Source organism: uncultured Succinatimonas sp. (assembly GCF_905203285.1).
Classification (GTDB): Bacteria; Pseudomonadota; Gammaproteobacteria; order Enterobacterales; family Succinivibrionaceae; genus Succinatimonas.
Genome location: NZ_CAJKVK010000039.1, coordinates 1 through 17,806 on the forward strand (window position 1 = coordinate 1; position 17,806 = coordinate 17,806).

16 protein-coding genes and 1 tRNA gene are annotated in these 17,806 nt (G+C 41.5%); 10 read left to right on the forward strand and 7 right to left on the reverse strand.

Annotation, left to right across the window (positions count from 1 at the left end; genetic code table 11):
* Window positions 1–252 precede the first annotated feature (252 nt).
* On the forward strand, window positions 253–1,146 hold the full coding sequence (locus QZ019_RS05440) for a protein phosphatase 2C domain-containing protein (protein WP_295482969.1): 894 nt from the start codon (window positions 253–255) through the stop codon (window positions 1,144–1,146).
* Between the two features lie 67 nt (window positions 1,147–1,213).
* On the opposite strand, the gene creD is transcribed toward QZ019_RS05440, so the two are convergent.
* From creD to QZ019_RS05460, 4 genes are all read right to left on the reverse strand, one after another.
* Window positions 1,214–2,530: a cell envelope integrity protein CreD gene (creD, locus tag QZ019_RS05445; protein ID WP_295482972.1), complete on the reverse strand. Its 1,317-nt coding sequence runs from the start codon at window positions 2,528–2,530 to the stop codon at window positions 1,214–1,216.
* Between the two features lie 61 nt (window positions 2,531–2,591).
* The gene (locus QZ019_RS05450; protein WP_295482975.1) at window positions 2,592–4,208 is read right to left on the reverse strand and encodes a hypothetical protein; all 1,617 of its coding nucleotides are present in this window, start codon (window positions 4,206–4,208) and stop codon (window positions 2,592–2,594) included.
* Between the two features lie 51 nt (window positions 4,209–4,259).
* On the reverse strand, window positions 4,260–4,724 hold the full coding sequence (locus QZ019_RS05455) for a type III secretion system chaperone (RefSeq protein ID WP_294563431.1): 465 nt from the start codon (window positions 4,722–4,724) through the stop codon (window positions 4,260–4,262).
* Window positions 4,725–4,916: 192 nt separating this feature from the next.
* On the reverse strand, window positions 4,917–6,716 hold the full coding sequence (locus QZ019_RS05460; protein WP_295482978.1) for a hypothetical protein: 1,800 nt from the start codon (window positions 6,714–6,716) through the stop codon (window positions 4,917–4,919).
* A 308-nt stretch (window positions 6,717–7,024) separates the two neighbouring features.
* Here QZ019_RS05460 and QZ019_RS05465 point away from each other — a divergent pair, with 308 nt between their 5' ends.
* The 6 genes from QZ019_RS05465 to QZ019_RS05490 all read left to right on the forward strand — a co-directional run bounded on the left by QZ019_RS05465 (window position 7,025) and on the right by QZ019_RS05490 (window position 14,119).
* A complete protein-coding gene (locus tag QZ019_RS05465; RefSeq protein ID WP_295482981.1) occupies window positions 7,025–8,659 on the forward strand; it encodes a phosphoglucomutase, alpha-D-glucose phosphate-specific in 1,635 nt (544 codons plus the stop codon).
* 9 nt (window positions 8,660–8,668) lie between these two features.
* Window positions 8,669–9,487: an MBL fold metallo-hydrolase gene (locus QZ019_RS05470; protein WP_277296527.1), complete on the forward strand. Its 819-nt coding sequence runs from the start codon at window positions 8,669–8,671 to the stop codon at window positions 9,485–9,487.
* A 12-nt stretch (window positions 9,488–9,499) separates the two neighbouring features.
* Window positions 9,500–10,720, forward strand: a complete 1,221-nt coding sequence (locus QZ019_RS05475) for an MFS transporter (protein WP_294563446.1) — start codon at window positions 9,500–9,502, stop codon at window positions 10,718–10,720.
* A gap of 34 nt (window positions 10,721–10,754) precedes the next feature.
* Window positions 10,755–12,410, forward strand: a complete 1,656-nt coding sequence (locus QZ019_RS05480; protein WP_294563449.1) for a Na/Pi cotransporter family protein — start codon at window positions 10,755–10,757, stop codon at window positions 12,408–12,410.
* Between the two features lie 178 nt (window positions 12,411–12,588).
* Window positions 12,589–13,170, forward strand: a complete 582-nt coding sequence (locus QZ019_RS05485; protein WP_295482985.1) for a flavodoxin — start codon at window positions 12,589–12,591, stop codon at window positions 13,168–13,170.
* 25 nt (window positions 13,171–13,195) lie between these two features.
* Window positions 13,196–14,119 carry a nucleoside hydrolase gene (locus tag QZ019_RS05490; protein WP_295482987.1) on the forward strand — a complete coding sequence of 308 codons (924 nt, stop codon included), beginning with the start codon at window positions 13,196–13,198 and terminating at the stop codon, window positions 14,117–14,119.
* A 61-nt stretch (window positions 14,120–14,180) separates the two neighbouring features.
* Here QZ019_RS05490 and QZ019_RS05495 read toward each other — a convergent pair.
* From QZ019_RS05495 to QZ019_RS05505, 3 genes are all read right to left on the reverse strand, one after another.
* Window positions 14,181–14,256: transfer RNA gene (locus QZ019_RS05495), tRNA-Trp, on the reverse strand.
* 67 nt (window positions 14,257–14,323) lie between these two features.
* Window positions 14,324–14,659 (reverse strand): helix-turn-helix domain-containing protein, encoded by a 336-nt coding sequence (locus tag QZ019_RS05500; protein WP_295482989.1) that lies wholly within the window; start codon window positions 14,657–14,659, stop codon window positions 14,324–14,326.
* A gap of 47 nt (window positions 14,660–14,706) precedes the next feature.
* Complete coding sequence (locus tag QZ019_RS05505) at window positions 14,707–15,078, reverse strand: cupin domain-containing protein (protein ID WP_295482991.1); 372 nt, start codon at window positions 15,076–15,078, stop codon at window positions 14,707–14,709.
* Window positions 15,079–15,391: 313 nt separating this feature from the next.
* Between QZ019_RS05505 and pyrB the strand changes: the two genes are divergently transcribed.
* The 3 genes from pyrB (at window position 15,392) to QZ019_RS05520 (ending at window position 17,712) form a co-directional block, all read left to right on the forward strand.
* Entirely contained in the window at window positions 15,392–16,315 is a 924-nt protein-coding gene (gene pyrB, locus QZ019_RS05510; protein WP_294563466.1) for an aspartate carbamoyltransferase, read from the forward strand.
* A 1-nt stretch (window position 16,316) separates the two neighbouring features.
* A complete protein-coding gene (gene pyrI / locus QZ019_RS05515) occupies window positions 16,317–16,820 on the forward strand; it encodes an aspartate carbamoyltransferase regulatory subunit (protein ID WP_295482996.1) in 504 nt (167 codons plus the stop codon).
* A 202-nt stretch (window positions 16,821–17,022) separates the two neighbouring features.
* On the forward strand, window positions 17,023–17,712 hold the full coding sequence (locus QZ019_RS05520) for an aspartate/glutamate racemase family protein (RefSeq protein WP_295482998.1): 690 nt from the start codon (window positions 17,023–17,025) through the stop codon (window positions 17,710–17,712).
* The last annotated feature ends 94 nt before the right edge of the window (window positions 17,713–17,806 follow it).

Consider the following 17,806-nt stretch of genomic DNA (forward strand, 5'->3'; position numbering starts at 1 on the left):
GGTTTTCTATTTACACTGTTTTTCCATTTAACCAAAAGCTCAGTTGCATTTCGTTCCATGTCTCTTTCCTTTTTATTTCAAGGTAAAAACACATTTTTCTTAGCATATAAACACAAATTAACACATTTTTCTTAAAATTAAAGTAATTGTTTGCACGTTTTTCTTTATTTTTTTCGTAAAACAACACATTTTTCTATAATTCATCGCGATACAATATCGTCACCTAAGATCGCTTCATTTTGAGAAAAAACGATGTCCTTTGATTTTTCAAAAATTCAGTTATTTAATGAATACACCTTACCCGCAGACTGCGGTGACATGCAAATAAAAGAGTATTTTCTGTGCGGTAAAAAATCTGCAAAAACCAATGAAGACGGTATTTTCTTAAGCAAAAACTTTGCGGCAATTGTTGACGGCGCGACCGCAAAATCAAAATTTACCCTAAACGGTAAATCTACCGGCAAACTTGCAATGGAGCTTGTTATTAAAGCAATCTCTAAATTGCCGGAAGACATCTGCATGTCTGATGCCATAGCTAATATAAGTGCTGCGATTTATAGCTTTTACAAAGAAAATAATTTATTGGCGGATCTTAAAAACAAACCGAATCTGCGTTTTACGGCAAGTGCCGTTATTTACAGCAGAGCCCTCAATGAAATCTGGCAAATAGGCGACTGCCGCTTTTTAGTCGGCAGTACCTATTCAACCAATGAAAAAGGAATTGATGAAATAATGGCCAAAGCCCGAGCGGCATTTAACGAAACCGCCCTGATTAACGGCGAGATAACTCTTGAAAGTCTAAAGGATCACGATCCGGGACGTGACTTCATCATGCCGTTTCTTACCCGTCAGGCGTTACTGCAAAATTGTCCTTATAAAAATCAGTTTTCCTTTGCCGTGTTTGACGGCTTTACGATCGATCCTAAAAAAGTAATAGTATTTCCGGTTGGAAAGGCAAAAGAGTTTGTTCTCTCCTCTGACGGCTATCCTCAAACATTTAACACATTGGAAAAATCGGAACAGTACCTGCATGCAATAATGCAAAAAGACCCGAATTGTATCCGTGAATACAATTGCACCAAAGGTCTTAAAAAAGGCAACCGCTCTTTTGATGACAGAGCTTATCTAAAAATAATATTGCCTTAATTTTTAAACTTTAAAAAGAAGAGGAATTAACCGCCCTCTTCCTTTTTGACCACTAATTTAATCTCAACTAAAGCGTTTTTTCTTCCCCGATATGGCGCGTTATATACATCACGACACATAGCATCAACACTAAAAGACCCGTTCCCAAAAGCAAAGCATAGGTCTGGGCATTTACTATCGTATACAAAATGATGTACAAAGCGACAAGAACCAAAAAGACGGTTATGCCTTTTTTATAGCTCTTAAATGCGGCTTTCATGTAAAGGGCAATTAATACACTCATCAAAAAAGCAGCACAGGAGTATGAGAGAGTAAAAGACCAATGCTCGCTTAAACTTAAGAGTACCAGATAAAATAAGAGAAGCGCCGCACCTACCGTCACGTACTGCACCAGGGAAATAAGTTTTCCTGACACGAGTTCAAAAGCAAGAATCGTCACAAATGTCATGCCGATAAACAACAGCGCGTATTTTGACAAACGTTCGATGAACGTATAGTGCTGACTGCTGTCCTGAATATCAATCATGATGTCATTATTAAAATCAGGAATATCGTCAAGATAAAGATCCGTATATCCTGACGCGAGACTTGTCAGCATATAGTTTGCAGTAAAAGTCTTATCCTGAACCTCTCTTTTAGAAGGCAAAAAGCGCCCTTTAAACCCGGGATTTAAATTAAGTCCTTCAACGTTTAACTTCGCAGAATCGGCAAGTGCGCGAAAAGCAAAGCTTAAAGATCCGCGAACGGTATAAGAACAATCAAAATGTACTGTCTCCTTTAAATCATCATCAAATTGCGCCATAAAAGAATCAAGATTTGAAAGCTTAATTGCTCCGGGCTTTGCTTTAAGCGACTGTCCGTTAACTTCAAGCTTCTGAACTTCCTCGATTCCCGCGGCATCTGACAAAAAGAAATACAATAACGGAATACTATCGACAAGGCACAAACTTTCAATCCCTAAAGAGCGTACCGACTCTTTTAATTTTCCTAAATCAAAAGAGCCTTTCATATCAATTTGCGCCCGATACAAAGTTGCGTTGTAAATTCCTCTTTTTCGTTCCTCGCCTTTTAATTTAGCTGTAACGGCAACGTCTTCCGGCAGTAAAAACAAAGTTACGTCCTGTTTTTGCCAATTCTTGGGATCTGAATCGGTAAAAACCGTTTTTTGTCCCTTAAACGCCAGCACGGGAGGCGCAATTAACTGCTCATGAGCCCAGGAGTCGGTAATTGAATGTAAAGCACTATCAAGCATCATTTGCCTGTCCGACAAGACAAAATCAAAAAACAACTTCGGGATAAGCAACAGCAAACTTAAAACAAAAATAAGCAAAATATGAATACTGATGCTTTTGCCTAAATTAAAATTTCCTGCTTTGATATCCATCTTTTTTCATCCTTTTATATTTAAAGGACCCACAGCAAATAGACGAGTCCTAAAAATCTGACTATTCAGAAGGTGCGGAACTTGCTTGAGGGCGCAAGGATACAGGTCTTATCTCTATAGCCGTTACTGGTGTACTTCCATCCGGCTTGACCAAATAACTGATTGAATAAGACGTTCTGTTAGGGTCCAAAGTATGCATGGAAACACTGATATCTCCGTTTTCCAAGCGCTTGGCATGAATTGAGGCAGGAGAATGTTCACCGATTACCTGCTTGGGTGTAAGCACGTTTAATATCGGGCTTACGAATCTTGCCCAAACAATACTTTGCTGCCCCAAGGCTCCTACCAATCTGGCCGCCTGAAGCTCGTTTCCATTACACAGCTGCAAAGCTTGGGCACAGCATTGAAGTGAAACGGATGATTTTTTCAACCCTTTATAGTTTTCAAAATCATCATCGGACAAAATATATTTTTGGGGGTGAGTCAAACTAATCGACTCTGTCGATCCGTCCTTTTTCTCAAAATTAATTGTAGAATCAAATTGCCGGTTGTTTGCATTTCCTTCCGCCCAGCCGCCGCGACGGGACAAGTCTCGAACCAAACCTGTTTCTGCATCCTGCATGCTTTTAGTAAAATGGGCGACATCAACATGAAGCGGCTTGGAAAAATCCGCTAAAGTAATAGTATGCTGCCCCTTAAGACAAGATACTGCCACATCAAACTTAAGTCCTCTATCCAAAGCGGAATCTACGGCAGCCACCCCCTTTTCTTTGCCCTCCTGAGTCAATCCCGAGAATTCAGGGGAAGCAAAAAGCTTAGCACTGATAACAGTGTTTACCAGAGCCTTATTAAAATCATAAGCTCCCATCTTGTCTAAAGACAAATCATCAGGAAGTTCATTTGTCCCGGATAAGCCTTTCCATACAGCCTCCCGCGTAATTTCACCTCCAGGACCTGCCGCATTTAAAATATCGTTAACATGCGTTTTTGCGTAATTTGCGACAAGACAAACATGTTGCGCAGAGCAAATCTGTTTACCCAATTCATAGCCTATTAAGGGCGGTAAATCACTTAGCATATCTTTAACGCTTGCTAAATCAGATGATTGAGGAAACTCTTCTTTACCAATAAATGCCAGCAATTCTGGCAGGTCCTGCTGCGTAACTTCACGCAACGCCTTGCATAAACGATCTGCCGTTACAGGATCTTTTAAAGACGAAACCGCTTTTCCCAGATTATGTTCTAAAAAACTTTGCACCGTATCCTTTTCACTTTCATTCAAATCACGATGCGCGGTTATTTCCTCAAGCAGTTGATTAACGGCCTCCGGTGCTTGCTGCCCGGCTGCTTTAAGATTATATTCAGCGATACGACTCTGTTCACTTGAGCATGCTGCAAGGATATCTTTAACCATAGATCCGGTAAGAGCACGGCCTTGCATTTTAGGCGCTGCCAGCAAATTGGCGGCTAAATTTCCGATCTCATCACCATACTCACGATTAACGGCAGAAATAAAATCAGACATGGCAGCCATACGCGCATTCTGTCCGGAGAAAAAAGCACCTACTTTACCGGTCCCGAACATTTCATTATTTTTGGAAACAAAGCGAACCTCTGAATTCTCATCTGCCAATTGCTTAAAATCATTAACTGAAGGGTAATTACGAATCTCCGACATAAATCATTCCTCTTCCCGCATCTAAAATCATCTTTAAACAATTTACGCAAACTAAACCGACAGCAAAAAGCTTTGTTCGCTTAAATCATCTGATTTTTCACTTTGATCGGTCGATATTTCTCCTTGCAAACATCTTTCCTGCCAATACTCAGCTGCTGCAGCAAAATTTTCCACAATGGTAATAAAGCGCTGAGCGTCAGTTGTTTGCGCATTACATAAATACTGCAAAGCGACCATATCAAGCGGAGTATAAACAGAAAGAGTAGCACCCGCGGTTTTAAACAAGGCATGGTTTGCCTCTAGAAGCATTTTGTAAAAGGATTCCCTGCCGCTGTCGGGGAGCTTTCCTATAACGGAAAAAATCATAATATTTCCCGACGCCGATAAAAATCTAAAACCTACGGAAATCTTTCCTATTTCAAGAAGACACTGATTATCTGCAGTTTTGCTTATACCGCTTAAACCAAGATACTTGGCAAGTTCATCCATAAGACTGTCAAAAGCCGTTATATCCATTAAAAACCTCTTGTACCGCCAAACTTACCTTAATACAAACGTAAGAAAACACATATGCTTTCAATATTTAGTTATAAGCTATTTATCAATACAAAGAAAGTCTTATGTTAAAAAATTTTCACTACGCGCAAAAAACATAATATTTAGCGTTTTCATACCAAGTCCTCTTTTTAAAGCATAACTTCCCGCGGACTACAATTCTATAAACGGCAAAACCGTCGTCAGTTTATTTTTAAGCGCGGCTAATGTTTCAACCGACTGCAGCGGAGTCAACCCTAAAATTGATGACACCTCATCAAAACGCAGTTTACGTCCTTTTCGCAAAGTTTTATTAAAACTTTCGGCATTACAGGTCTTAAGTAAAATTTTGTCATGCGCAAAGTTCTCCGGCATCTTTGCCAGCATACTTTCATGCATTATTTCCCTAAGCTGCTTGGCGCTTACGTTAAGACCGTTTCTTTTCAAGAAATAAAGCATGCATCGTTCCAAAACAAAAGCGATATGCTTTAACACGAACTGACCTTGAATCTCTTTTATAAATTTATAGGACGATGCGTCATTACTACCGTTTACCGCACGGAAAATTTCCTTATCGCGCCATAAAGTTCTTATCTGCCGATACAAATCATGCACCGGATCGCCAAGGGATGTTGCAATAATGTAAAATCCCGCTGTAACGCCGCGGTTTCGATAAGCGCTAAAGTCAAGTTCATACTCTGAAATGTCTTCTTTTTTACGGATAAACTGCATCAATCCGTGAGTATTTTCTTCATTCTCATCAAAAGGTACGGCTTCATAAAGATTTTCTTTCTTACTTACTACCTCGTAAGCTGCTTCCCATTGCTTTGCCAGGCGATCTAAATCGTGAATGCGCTTGCTGTCTGACCAAATAACGATAAAGCGGCTTTTAACTTTATAAGGCTCGTTTTTACCTAAAACGGATCGACCGCTTAAATTTAAAATAAATTCTTTATATTTATACACGCTCTGCCCCTGCTTGTTATATACGCTCATCCATTTGCCGTTTGACAAAATCAGATCCTGCATGCGTCTTGGAAATTTATGCAGATTGCGGATAAGAATATAGTTGTATCCTAGTTCGCTTAAGCTTAGAAGCGATCGCTTATTGTTAAGCTCGGTATCGGAAATGACGGTGGCAGTTCCTCCAGTCTCCCTTAAAAAACTGTATTTTTGTTCAAATCTCTGCAAAAGATCGTAAAGCTCAGCGCGATTTTTCGGCTGTTCCCACAAATTAAAATCAATGGGAATTTTAAAACTGTTTAAAAATTGGCTAAAGAGCATCGGTACTTCTTTAAGATTGGAACCTTTGCTTTTATCCTCTTCTAAAAAATAAAACTTGGTTAAATAAAAAGTGTAATTCTGAGCAGGGTCTTGGGCAAAGCTACGTTTTTCGTTTAATGCATCAATTATTTTGTCTTTATTTTTATACAAAAGCTTAATTGCCGCTTTATAAGATCCTTCGTTTACAAATGACAAATCAAAAATATGCTCGGCAAAATCTTCAGGCGCGTCAAACGAACTTGCAGGATTAAAGTTAAGCAAAGCGGCAAAATAAAAACAAATCAAATCACCGTGGATTTTAAATGCCGGATCGTTACTTTTACGCCCGAGTTTGGAAAACACCGCGTCACAACCTAATATTTCCCAAAATTTACGGTATAAAGCCAAAGCGTAATAGTACTGCGGCATGGCAAACGATGAAGTTTTGCTTAAAGAAGCGTCGTCATCCAATTTTGAATGAATTTCCCGCATGACCGCAGTCTGCTTTAAAAACTGATCTTTTATGGCTTTAACATCGGCATCAACTGCCTGTAAAAAGGCCTCATCTTTTAATTTTTGGTCACTAAGGACGCCATAACTTTTAAGTCCTTGAGTTTTAACTTTTCCGGTTGCTTTATCTCTAAAAGTATTAACGATAGCCCCGTATTTTTTACCTGAAGGAGCGACTGTCACACGAAAGCGAATACTCATTTTTACAACACCGAGTTAAAAAACAAAAATAATCATCAGGTGATTTTTTGGCCTTTAATATCAATTTATAAATATCGGTTTTTATAAATTATACAACTTTTTATACAAAAAATTATACAACAAATTTTTATTTTACAACACTTATACAACAAATTTTCCTCTCTCTTGTTTATCTTTTTCCTTTAAAAACATGTAATTGATATTTAATATAAATATAACAATATATTTTATATGCGATACATATCACAAAAATTTTTACAACTTTTAGTTATCTTATCGTCACAATTTACCGCAGCAGGGGAAGTATCATGTCAAGAGCAGGCATTTTGGCTAGCAATTTTCCGCTTACCAATATTCAAAGGCTTATCAGCCTCTATTATGAAGTAACTCCTAATTTAAGCGATCCTTTAAATGCCGTAGTTTTCGGAACCTCGGGACACCGCGGCAGCCCTAATAACGGCTCGTATACTCAAAGCCATATCGCAGCTATTACTCAGGCGATTGCCGACCTGCGCAAAGAATGGCAGATAACAGGTCCGCTTTTTATCGGCATGGACACCCACGCTCTGTCTGAACCGGCACTTCATACCGCACTTGAAGTTTTATGCGCCAACGGCGTTGAAACCGTAGTTGCCAATGACTTTGCCTATACTCCGACCCCGGTAATTTCCCGCGAAATAGTACGCCACAATTTCGGACGTAAAGATAATCTTGCCGACGGCATCATCATCACCCCGTCCCATAACCCTCCGCATGACGGAGGATTTAAATACAACCCTCCTTTAGGGGGACCGGCAAGTCCGTTTTACACTAAACCTATTGCCGACAGAGCCAACGCTATTTTGCAAAACGGCAATAAAGAAGTAAAACAGCTTTCCTGGCAGGAAACATTACAAAGCCCTAATCTTCACTTTAAAGATATGATGACGCCTTTTGTCGACGAACTTAAAAACGTCATCAACCTTAAAGCGATCAAAGAGTCAAAACTTAAAATTGCCGTTAACCCGCAAGGCGGCACATCCCTTGATTATTGGGACAGAATTATTGAAAAGTACGGTATCGACGTAACCATTATTAACCGCAAGATCGATCCGACCTTCTCCTTCATTCCTTTTGATTACGACGACAACATCCGTATGGACTGCATGTCGCCTTACACTATGAAACCGCTTGTCGCCGTTAAAGATGACTACGACTTGTGCATCGCCAACGATCCTGATGCCGATCGTCACGGTCTTGTTACCCGTGAAGGACTTTTAAATTCAAATCATTACTTAAGCTCCATCATGCACTATTTGTGCCACAACCGTCCTAATTGGCCGAAGAACGCCGGTGTAGGCAAAACCATCGGCGCAACCATTATGATGGATAAAATCATCACCGACGCGGGCTATAAGGTTTACGAGACGCCTATCGGCTTTAAGTGGTTCTCCGAAGGTCTCTTTAAACAAGAGCTCGTATTCGGCTGTGAAGAAAGCGCCGGTGCTTCTTATCTTGATTTAAACGGCTGTCCGTTTACCACTGACAAAGACGGATTCTTAGCAGGCCTTATCGGCGCGGAACTTTGTGCCGTATCCGGCCTTGATCTGGTTTCATATTACAGAAAGCTTACTGAAAAATTCGGAGATCCTTACTACGGACGTATTGACGAGATCACTACTCCCGAAGGTAAAAAAGCTTTCGTCAACCTTACAGAAAAGAGCGTTACCCAAGATACTTTAGCCGGACAAAAGATCTTAAAGGTCATGACCAAGGCTCCCGGTAACAACGCAGAAATCGGAGGTATAAAAGTTCTTGCCGACAATTGCTGGTTCTCTGCACGTCCGTCAGGAACCGAGAACATCTACAAAATTTATTACGAATCTTTCTTAGGACAAGATCATCTTATCAAGGTCAAGGAAGATGCCGTAAACATCGTTAATCAAGCCATCAAACATAACTAGGAGGCACACATGCAAGTAAAATTTATGGGCACTGCCGCCTCAGAAGGCATCCCTAATCCGTTCTGCAACTGCAAAGTCTGCACTTATGCCCGTGAACACGGCGGCGCTAACGTCAGAACCAGAGCATCCGCTATGGTTGACAATCATATTCTTATTGATATGTCACCTGAATGGTCAGCACAGTTAAAACGCGAAAACATGACCGCTCGTGAAATCGACACCGTATTGTTTACTCACACTCACCCTGACCATTTTAACGTCGGCGAGTTCGTAAGTCGTACCGTAGGCTTTGCCCAAAACGTGGAATTTCCGTTACATATTTTCGGCAATGACTGCGCAATTAAAGGTGCTTTTAACGCTTTGGACGGATTGCAGGGCGATCGCTTCGTTTTTCACCTTATCGCCCCGTACTTAACTTACGAGCATGAAGGCTACAAAATCACTCCGACTCTTGCCAACCACGCCAAGATGGAGCTTTGCTACAACTACTTAATCGAAAAAGACGGTAAGACTTTCTTCTACGGTCTTGACTCAGGCTGGCTGCCTGACAGCACCTTCGAGTTCTTAAAAGGCCGCAAGATTGACGTTGCCGTTCTTGAGTGCACCTACGCTTTCCGCGACGGCGAAAAGACCAACAATCATTTGAATTTCAATTCATTGTTTGCCGAAGTCGCCTTACTAAAAGAGCTGGGCTGCCTGACCGAATCATCTCGCGTCGTTACATCCCATGTTTCACACTCATCCACCTTAAATCACGATGAACTGTGCAAATTGATGGACGAGCATGACATTACAACCGCCTTTGACGGCATGGTATTAGATATTTAAGGAGAACTTTCCATGAAACTCATGATGAGCCGCCTCATGGGCATGATGTTCATCCAGTACATCGTGCAAGGTGCCTGGGTATTGACCTTAGGCTTGGTATTAAGCTCATACGGAATGCCTGACATTATCGGTACTGCATACGCAGTATTAGGTATCGCCACCATTCTGTCCCCGATGTTCGTAGGCATGGTTGCCGACCGCTTCTTCTCAACAGAGAAACTGCTCGGCATTATGCATCTGCTGCTTGCTGCCGTTCTTTACATTACGTCAGGATTTATCGTTGCAGGTCAGCCTACATATTCCCTCATCGGTATTTTCTTCGTCGGCTTAATCTACTATCCGACCGTTGCTTTAACCAACTCCATTACCTTCCACCACGTTGACGGTCCGCGCTACTTCCCGGTAGTCCGCGTATTCGGTTCAATCGGCTACGTGGTTTTAGGCCTCTTCATCGGCCAGATGGGCTGGTCAGGCGATATCATGACCTGGTACGTAGCTATTATCTCCGCTATCGTCATGGGCCTATACAGCTTCACCTTACCGCATACTCCTCCTAAGAGCGCCGGTGCACCGTTCTCAATCCGCGACCTCTTATGCTTAGATGCCATGGCATTGTTCAAAGACAAGTACTTCACCATCATGATGGTTTCAATCTTGATCCTCATGGTTCCGAAGACCGCTTACTCCGCATACATCCCGGTATTCTTAAATGCCTTAGGCTTTGACAATGCCGCCTCCATGATGCAGATCGGCGTAGCAATGGAAGTAATCTTCGTCTTCTTTATTCCTTTCTTCCTTACCCGCTTCGGCTTCAAGGTTACCTTGATGCTCGGTATGATTTCTTGGGCAATCCGCTCAGTTCTCTTCTCCGAAGCTGCTTTATCCGGAAGCTATGCAATGGTCATCATCGGCCTCATTCTTCAGGGCGTATGCTGGGACTTCTTCTTTACCGTTGCTGATATTTATGCTGATAAGAAAGCCGGCGACAAGATTAAAGCCCAAGCTCAGTCATTGCGCTTTATCGCTTCAAACGGTGTAGGCCTCTTCTTTGCCTCTTCCGTCTGCGGCTACATTTTCAACAGCCATGTCACCGACACCGGTGCTGCCGGTCTTGCTCAGTGGGAAACCTTCTGGCTCTTCCCTGCAGGCATCGCCGTATTCGTATTCATCATCTTCCTGTTCTTCTTCAAGGATGATGTAAGCCATGAACCGGCAAAAAAGGCTGCTGAATAATTAACGTTAAATATAAAGAATAAGGATTAGGGACATGCAGATACTTTTAAGTTTACTTTCGGGAATCGCGCTTCTTGCTTACGGCATTTACGTTACTAAAAACGGAGTGCTCAAAGCCTGCGGTTCTTCGATAAACGTTCATGTAGCGCGGTCCCTTTCTTCAAGATTATGGCCGCTGCGCGCGGTGCTTGCCGGGCTTTGCACTACGGCTTTGGTTCAAAGCTCCAACGCCACGGCCATGTTAGTATCATCATTTTTAGGTAAGGGCATAATCGCCCTTACTCCCGCCCTTACCATCATGCTCGGAGCAGATCTGGGCACGGCGGTAATGGCCCGAATTCTTACTTTCGATCTGTCGGCAGTATGCCCTGTTCTTATTATTACAGGCGTATTTTTATTCCTCGGAAAAAGGAAAAAAGCTTCAAAAATCGGCAGAATCCTGGTAGGCCTCGGTCTGGTGCTGATGTCGCTTAAACTCATTGTTTCATCAACTGCACCGGTAGCCCAATCAGAGACCGTACAATTAATTTTAGATTCATTAAACGGAGAAATCGTTTTCTCCATCATTTTCGGTGCATTACTTGCAATCATCTGCTACTCATCGCTTGCAGCCGTTCTTTTAACTGCCGTTATTGCAGGTGGCGGACATTTAGGCTTTACTACCGCCATGGCCGTTGTTATCGGCGCCAATTTGGGCAGCTGCTGCCTTGAAATTTTGGGATCTGCTGGTCAAGGCATCGCCGCACGCCGCGTAATGTTCGGCAACACCTTTTTTAAACTAACCATTACCGTTTTAGTTCTGCCCTTTATTTCATATTTTGATCCGTCTACCTTACAAATCGGCATTCAAGAACAGGTAATTTGGTTCCACGTTATCTTCAATCTTATAGTCTGCTGCGGATTGCTGCCTTTTGTGCCGCTTTACGCCAAGCTTTTAAAATCATTATTTCCTGACCCTCCTGCGCCTCTTGATGAAAGCGAACCTAAATATCTTGACGAAAACGCAGTGGAAAATCCCGCGTTGGCAGTATCAAACGCCGTACGCGAAACCTTGCGTTTGGGCGGATTCTTACATGAAATGCTGGGATTTTTTAATGACAGCCTTACAGGAAAAACGTCGCTTAAAAGCCAGCTTGAATTAAAGATGACGCAAATTGAAAATTTAAGCACCAAAGTCAGAAGCTATCTTGATCAAATTGAATTTGACGACGCTGATTTAAATGCGCGCTGGCACCAGGTCTTCACTGCAGTGGTATCAACCGTGCACGCCGGCGACTTAATTAAAAGAATGCAGGCTGAAGTCACTATTCTTAACAAGAATCCTGAAGCAAACTTCAGCGCTCACAGCCGCGCCGACTTAATCAAGCTTACCAAGATAGTAAATGAAAACCTCGCTTTTGCGTTAAATGCCTTTATGACAGGACGCGAATCGGAAATTGATCTTATTTTCGCTCATAAAAACGACTTTAAGGAGCTGACCGATAAATACTCGGTACGCCAGCTTAACAAGCTCTCGCCTGAATCAAACGGCGGCAATGACGTCGGCGCCTTAATTCTCATATTGATTTCAGATCTGCGTCAGTTAAACGGCATTTTCTGCTCACTTGCAAGTTCCCGCTGGGCACAAATAAGCGCGCAGAAGCAAACAAGACAGCATCATCCCGTAAAGACTCTCATAGAAAACGAATAATTAGTCCTACACTCATGCCCTATGCCGTCATCTTGACTCTTTGAGATGACGGCTTTTTTATATATGTTTTTCTTAAAAAATTAAAAATAGTTGTCACAAAAGAACGAATCTGCTGGAGAAAAAACGTTTGGTTTGACTACAATAAATTATTTGTAAATTCCTTTAATAGGAGATTTTTATGAAATTTACTAAATTATTATGTGCTGCCGCCGCTGCCGTTTGCTTAATAATTCCATCAGTGTCCAATGCTCTTGAAAAAGGCGACAAAATTCTTATCGCCTATTTTTCACATACCAATAACACCGAACGCCTTGCTGAAGATTTAGTAAAAGGACTTACAGATTATGATGTGACCTTAACAAAAATCGTCAGCGTCGATCCTTATGCTGAAGACATGGAAAAGATGTCTCCGCGCGTTAAAGACGAGCAGGAAAACGATACGTTAATTCCTATCGCTTTATCCAATTATGTTCCCAACCTTAAAGATTTTGATGCGGTATTGGTCGGTACCCCTATTTGGTTCAACCATGCTCCGGCTCCCGTTAAGTCATTTTTAAACGCTTATCCTGTAGGGAAAGAGCAAAAGCTTGCAGTATTCATTACCTCAGGAACCAGCGAGCCTGACGTAATCCTTTCGGATATTGAAAAATATTCAACCCACAAAGTGGACGCCTATATGCAATATCGTCCGGGTCATGAAAGCGGTATGGTCCGCGGTGAAAGATACTCAATTTTCATTGACGACATCAACGCCCTGTAAATACCTGCAAAAGTAAGGAGAAATCATGCGTAAAATCATTATTGATACCGATATCGGCGTAGACGACGCTTTTGCTTTACGCTACGGCTCCTTACTTTTTGATCTTATAGGCATCACTACGGTTGACGGCAACGTTCCCGTTGACATGGCAACGAAAAACGCCAAATTCTTCTGCAAGATTTACAAGAAAAACATTAAAGTTTATAAAGGGGCCTCAAGACCTCTTTCAATAAAACCGACACCGCCGAGTTTTGATATTCACGGCAGCGACGGCTTAGGTCAGGCCTATGAAAATCCATGTGATGCCAAAGCCGACAATGCCGTAAATTTCATCATTGAATCAGTTAAAAGAGCACCGGGAGAAATTACCGTTATCGCCATCGGGCCTCTGACCAACATTGCGATGGTTTTAAATCTCTATCCTGATTTTGCCAAAGAAGTAAAAGAACTTATCATCATGGGAGGAGCTTTCGGAACACACGGACATACCGGCAACATGTCAAACTTTGCCGAATTTAACGTCTTTAAAGATCCGAACGCGGCAGATCTCGTATTATCAAGCTCAACGCCGATAACAATTGTGCCTCTTGACGTTACCAATGAAGTACAAATTACCGCAGATGAAATTCAAAAAACTCATGATGACTTTCTTATCAATATAAGTAAGTTCTATCTTGATTTTTCAATTAAACAAAAAGGATTCAACGGTATGGCGGTTCATGACGCTTTGACCATTGCCTACCTAAAAAATCCCGATAACTTTAAAGTAATTAAAAAGCCGTGCAGAGTCATCACCGATGGAATTGCCGCAGGACAAACGGTGATCCCGTTATCTGCAGCACCAAGTTCCAATAATTGCTTTAAGGATCTTACGGCACATAAAATCTGCATAGACGTTAATGTAGATGCCGTAAAACAGGGCTTGCTTGAAACTTTAACTCTTGTTTAATGGAATTGAAAAATAAGGAAGGTCTAAAAACAATAAAAACATCAACTCGTGATGCTTAAATTGGCAGGAGCAGAAGGACTCGAACCCTCAACCGTCGGTTTTGGAGACCGCTGTTCTACCATTGGAACTATGCTCCTGCAGAAAGTGGCAAAATTATATTCAGAAAAAAGCCAAATGTAAAGAAGATTTAACGGCTTTTTTGCGCTAATCGTTCAAAACATAGTCTTTTTGGTACATTTCACCCCACTGCGCCATCACCTGCAAAATCGGCTCCATACTTTTACCTAAAGCTGTCAGTTCATACTCAACATGAGGAACTTTACCGTCAAATACGGTTCGAAGAACGATGCCGTCTGCTTCAAGCTCCCGTAAAGACTGCGCCAGCATCTTATGGCTTATGCCGTCAAGTGAGCGCTTTAACTCGTTAAAGCGGCATACTTTTGCCGTCAAATCACGCAGTATAAGCAATTTCCACTTACTGCCGATAAGACTTACGGTAACCGCAACGGGACAAGCCGGCAAATCATTTTTACGAACCATATTCCTTACCGTTTTTATAAGTTAAATAAAAGCGTCCAAACTTTTAATTAAAATACCGCTTTTTCCTCAGCAATAACAGCGTCAGTCATGGTAAATTGCGACAAACTGTGCTCTTTTGCTTGTATGCAAATATAGCTGATTCCTTCATTCCCTGCTTTAATGCAGCGTTTGACCGCAGGCTTTACTTTAAGTGCAGAACCTTTCTTTAAATCAAAAATCCTGCCGTCGGCGTAAAATTTACCCGACCCTTTTAACACCAGATAAAACTCCTCATTTTCTTTATGGGAATGCACAAAGGGAATTTCTGCATCTTTAGGCAAATTGTTATAAGAGACCTCAGCCCCCGTCAAAGACAAAAGTTCATGAAATTCGGTACGGGCTGCATTTAAGTCAGTATTAATAAGCTTAATATTTTCCATTTTTGCTCTCCTTTAAAAATTTTTCTTAATCATATGAAAAGCAAAATTTTTGACAAGAACGCACTTTTTGGTAACCGCCTGAATTTTATTTTTTTATCATTATTTAACTTCTTCTTTTTTGCTAAAAACAAATATAAAACAAACACATATAACCAACATGTAAATATTTTTTCTTTACCTGCGCTTAAATCGGCTTATATATCTGTATAATAAAGTTTTCAGGAGCAGCGCAAAAGTGTGCGTTTTCCTGAAAAGCGTACCTCAATGCGTCCCGTTCCGACTGTCACACAGTTTACTTAAAGGGACACTATCAATGACAAATCCCCTCTTTCAAAAAGATATCATTTCCATTTCGGAATTTACCCGCGATCATTTTGAATTAGTTTTAGACACCGCCCAAAAATTAAAAGAGAATCCCCGCGATGATCTTTTAAAAGGAAGGCTTATCGGCGTTACCTTCTTTGAAGGTTCTACCCGTACCCGTCTTTCTTTTGAAACCGCCATTAACCGTTTAGGCGGCCGCGTCATCGGTTTTGCCGATGCCTCCAACACCTCACTTGGCAAAAAGGGCGAAACTCTTACCGACTCAATCCGTATCATCACCTCATATGTTGATGCCTTAGTCATGCGTCACCACATGGAAGGCGCTGCCCGCCTGGCTGCCGACATTTCACCGGTTCCGGTCATAAACGCCGGCGACGGAGCCAATCAGCATCCGTCACAAACCCTGCTTGATCTCTTTACCATTAAAGAGACTCAAGGACATCTTGATGAAATTAAAATTGCCTTCGTCGGTGATTTAAAATACGGACGCACCGTGCATTCATTAGCCGAGGCTCTTTCTCTTTATAATGCACGTATTTATTTAGTATCCCCTGAATCACTTGCCATGCCTAAATACATTCTCGATCATTTAGATCGTGCCGGCATCAAGTACTCAGTACACAGAACCATTGAAGAAGTCATCCCTGAAGTTGACATCCTTTATATGACCCGTGTTCAGAAAGAGCGTTTTGATGAAACCGAGTATCAGCATCTGCGTTCTAAGTTCATTTTGAACTCTTCAATGCTTACAGAAGCCAAATCCAACATGAAGATCCTGCATCCGCTGCCGCGTATTGACGAAATCACATTGGATGTTGATAAATCAAGCCACGCTTACTACTTCCAGCAGGCAGCCAACGGTGTTTATGCCCGTCAGGCTCTCTTGTCCTTGGTTTTAAATAAGGAGATCTAACATGAGTGAAGCAACTAAGACCGCTGATGTCTCCAAAGGAAAATTAATGGTCGAGGCTATCGCCAACGGTACTGTTATCGACCATATCGCCCCGGGACAAGCAATGAACATTCTGCGCTTGTTTAACTTCCTCGGCAAACACAATCATATTACTGTCGGATTCAATTTAAGATCAGGAGAACTCGGCAGCAAAGACATCATTAAGATTGCCGATGTTACTTTCTCCCCGAGCGAAACCGAGCAGCTGGCTATTTTGGCTCCTAACGCCACCATCAACAATATCAAAGACTACAAAGTCATTGATAAATATAATCTGCGCTTACCGCTTGAATCAGTCGGCGCTTTTTCTTGCCCTAACAGCAACTGCGTAACGCATATGGAAAAAGCAGCAACTCCGCGCTTTAAGATCTTTAAACAAGGCGACCAGGTCATGATGCGCTGCCACTATTGCGAACGTGTCTTTACCCGTGAAGTTATTCTTGAAAACAATAACCTCCAGTCTTAATCAAAAAGATTATTCATTTAAATCGGTCCGCACGGACCGATTTTTTCATACTCAAAAACTCACAAAAAACTAAACCTTTCATTCTTCAAAATATTCACTTAGTCACCCGAACCGAAAATAAGCAATAATTTTTCTCCCTGCGATATAGAACAAGAAGAGCTAAAATTCTTACCGAAGATACAGCATGATCAGAGGAAATAATATGAAAACTGTAGGATTATTAGGCGGAATGAGCTGGGAGAGTACCGTAACCTACTATCAAAACATCAATGAAACGGTAAAAGAAAAACTTGGCGGTCTGCACTCGGCCAAAATATTAATGTACAGCGTCGATTTTGATGAAATTGAAAAGCTTCAGGCAAGCGGTAATTGGGAGCAAAGCGCTCAGATCTTAGCTGATGCTGCGTGCCGTCTTGAAAAGGCCGGAGCCGATTTCATTGTGATATGTACTAACACCATGCACAAAGTAGCCCCGCAAATCCAATCACATATAAATATTCCGATTTTACATATTGCCGATGCAACCGCCGATGAACTTACTAAAGCTAATATCAAAACGGTAGCTTTGCTTGGTACCAAGTACACAATGACTCAGGATTTTTACAAAAACAAAATCAGTAAAAGAAATATCAATGTTCTAATTCCTGATGATAAAGATATTGAAACGATAAATCATGTTATCTACGATGAGCTGTGCCGCGGAATCATCTCTGATGCTTCACGCAAAGAGTATGTCCGCATAATATCCTCTTTACAGCAAAAAGGAGCACAGGGCGTGATTCTCGGCTGCACGGAAATCGGACTTTTAATCTCGCAAAAAGATTTACCGATCCCGGTATTTGACACTACCTATATTCATGCAAGAAAAACAGCTTTGCAATTGCTTAATTAAACCCGGATTTTCAAATATCTTTTTACGCTCCCAAACGGGGCGTATTTTTAGACACAAATCTATTTTGTTGATTTAAAAGCCTTATTTTCACTTA

What these genes read in the sequence shown, in the direction of transcription:
- QZ019_RS05440 (WP_295482969.1), top strand. Translation starts at nt 253, where the DNA reads ATGTCCTTTGATTTTTCAAAAATTCAGTTATTTAATGAATACACCTTA.
- creD (WP_295482972.1), bottom strand. Translation starts at nt 2,530, where the DNA reads ATGGATATCAAAGCAGGAAATTTTAATTTAGGCAAAAGCATCAGTATT.
- QZ019_RS05450 (WP_295482975.1), bottom strand. Translation starts at nt 4,208, where the DNA reads ATGTCGGAGATTCGTAATTACCCTTCAGTTAATGATTTTAAGCAATTG.
- QZ019_RS05455 (WP_294563431.1), bottom strand. Translation starts at nt 4,724, where the DNA reads ATGGATATAACGGCTTTTGACAGTCTTATGGATGAACTTGCCAAGTAT.
- QZ019_RS05460 (WP_295482978.1), bottom strand. Translation starts at nt 6,716, where the DNA reads ATGAGTATTCGCTTTCGTGTGACAGTCGCTCCTTCAGGTAAAAAATAC.
- QZ019_RS05465 (WP_295482981.1), top strand. Translation starts at nt 7,025, where the DNA reads ATGTCAAGAGCAGGCATTTTGGCTAGCAATTTTCCGCTTACCAATATT.
- QZ019_RS05470 (WP_277296527.1), top strand. Translation starts at nt 8,669, where the DNA reads ATGCAAGTAAAATTTATGGGCACTGCCGCCTCAGAAGGCATCCCTAAT.
- QZ019_RS05475 (WP_294563446.1), top strand. Translation starts at nt 9,500, where the DNA reads ATGAAACTCATGATGAGCCGCCTCATGGGCATGATGTTCATCCAGTAC.
- QZ019_RS05480 (WP_294563449.1), top strand. Translation starts at nt 10,755, where the DNA reads ATGCAGATACTTTTAAGTTTACTTTCGGGAATCGCGCTTCTTGCTTAC.
- QZ019_RS05485 (WP_295482985.1), top strand. Translation starts at nt 12,589, where the DNA reads ATGAAATTTACTAAATTATTATGTGCTGCCGCCGCTGCCGTTTGCTTA.
- QZ019_RS05490 (WP_295482987.1), top strand. Translation starts at nt 13,196, where the DNA reads ATGCGTAAAATCATTATTGATACCGATATCGGCGTAGACGACGCTTTT.
- QZ019_RS05500 (WP_295482989.1), bottom strand. Translation starts at nt 14,659, where the DNA reads ATGGTTCGTAAAAATGATTTGCCGGCTTGTCCCGTTGCGGTTACCGTA.
- QZ019_RS05505 (WP_295482991.1), bottom strand. Translation starts at nt 15,078, where the DNA reads ATGGAAAATATTAAGCTTATTAATACTGACTTAAATGCAGCCCGTACC.
- pyrB (WP_294563466.1), top strand. Translation starts at nt 15,392, where the DNA reads ATGACAAATCCCCTCTTTCAAAAAGATATCATTTCCATTTCGGAATTT.
- pyrI (WP_295482996.1), top strand. Translation starts at nt 16,317, where the DNA reads ATGAGTGAAGCAACTAAGACCGCTGATGTCTCCAAAGGAAAATTAATG.
- QZ019_RS05520 (WP_295482998.1), top strand. Translation starts at nt 17,023, where the DNA reads ATGAAAACTGTAGGATTATTAGGCGGAATGAGCTGGGAGAGTACCGTA.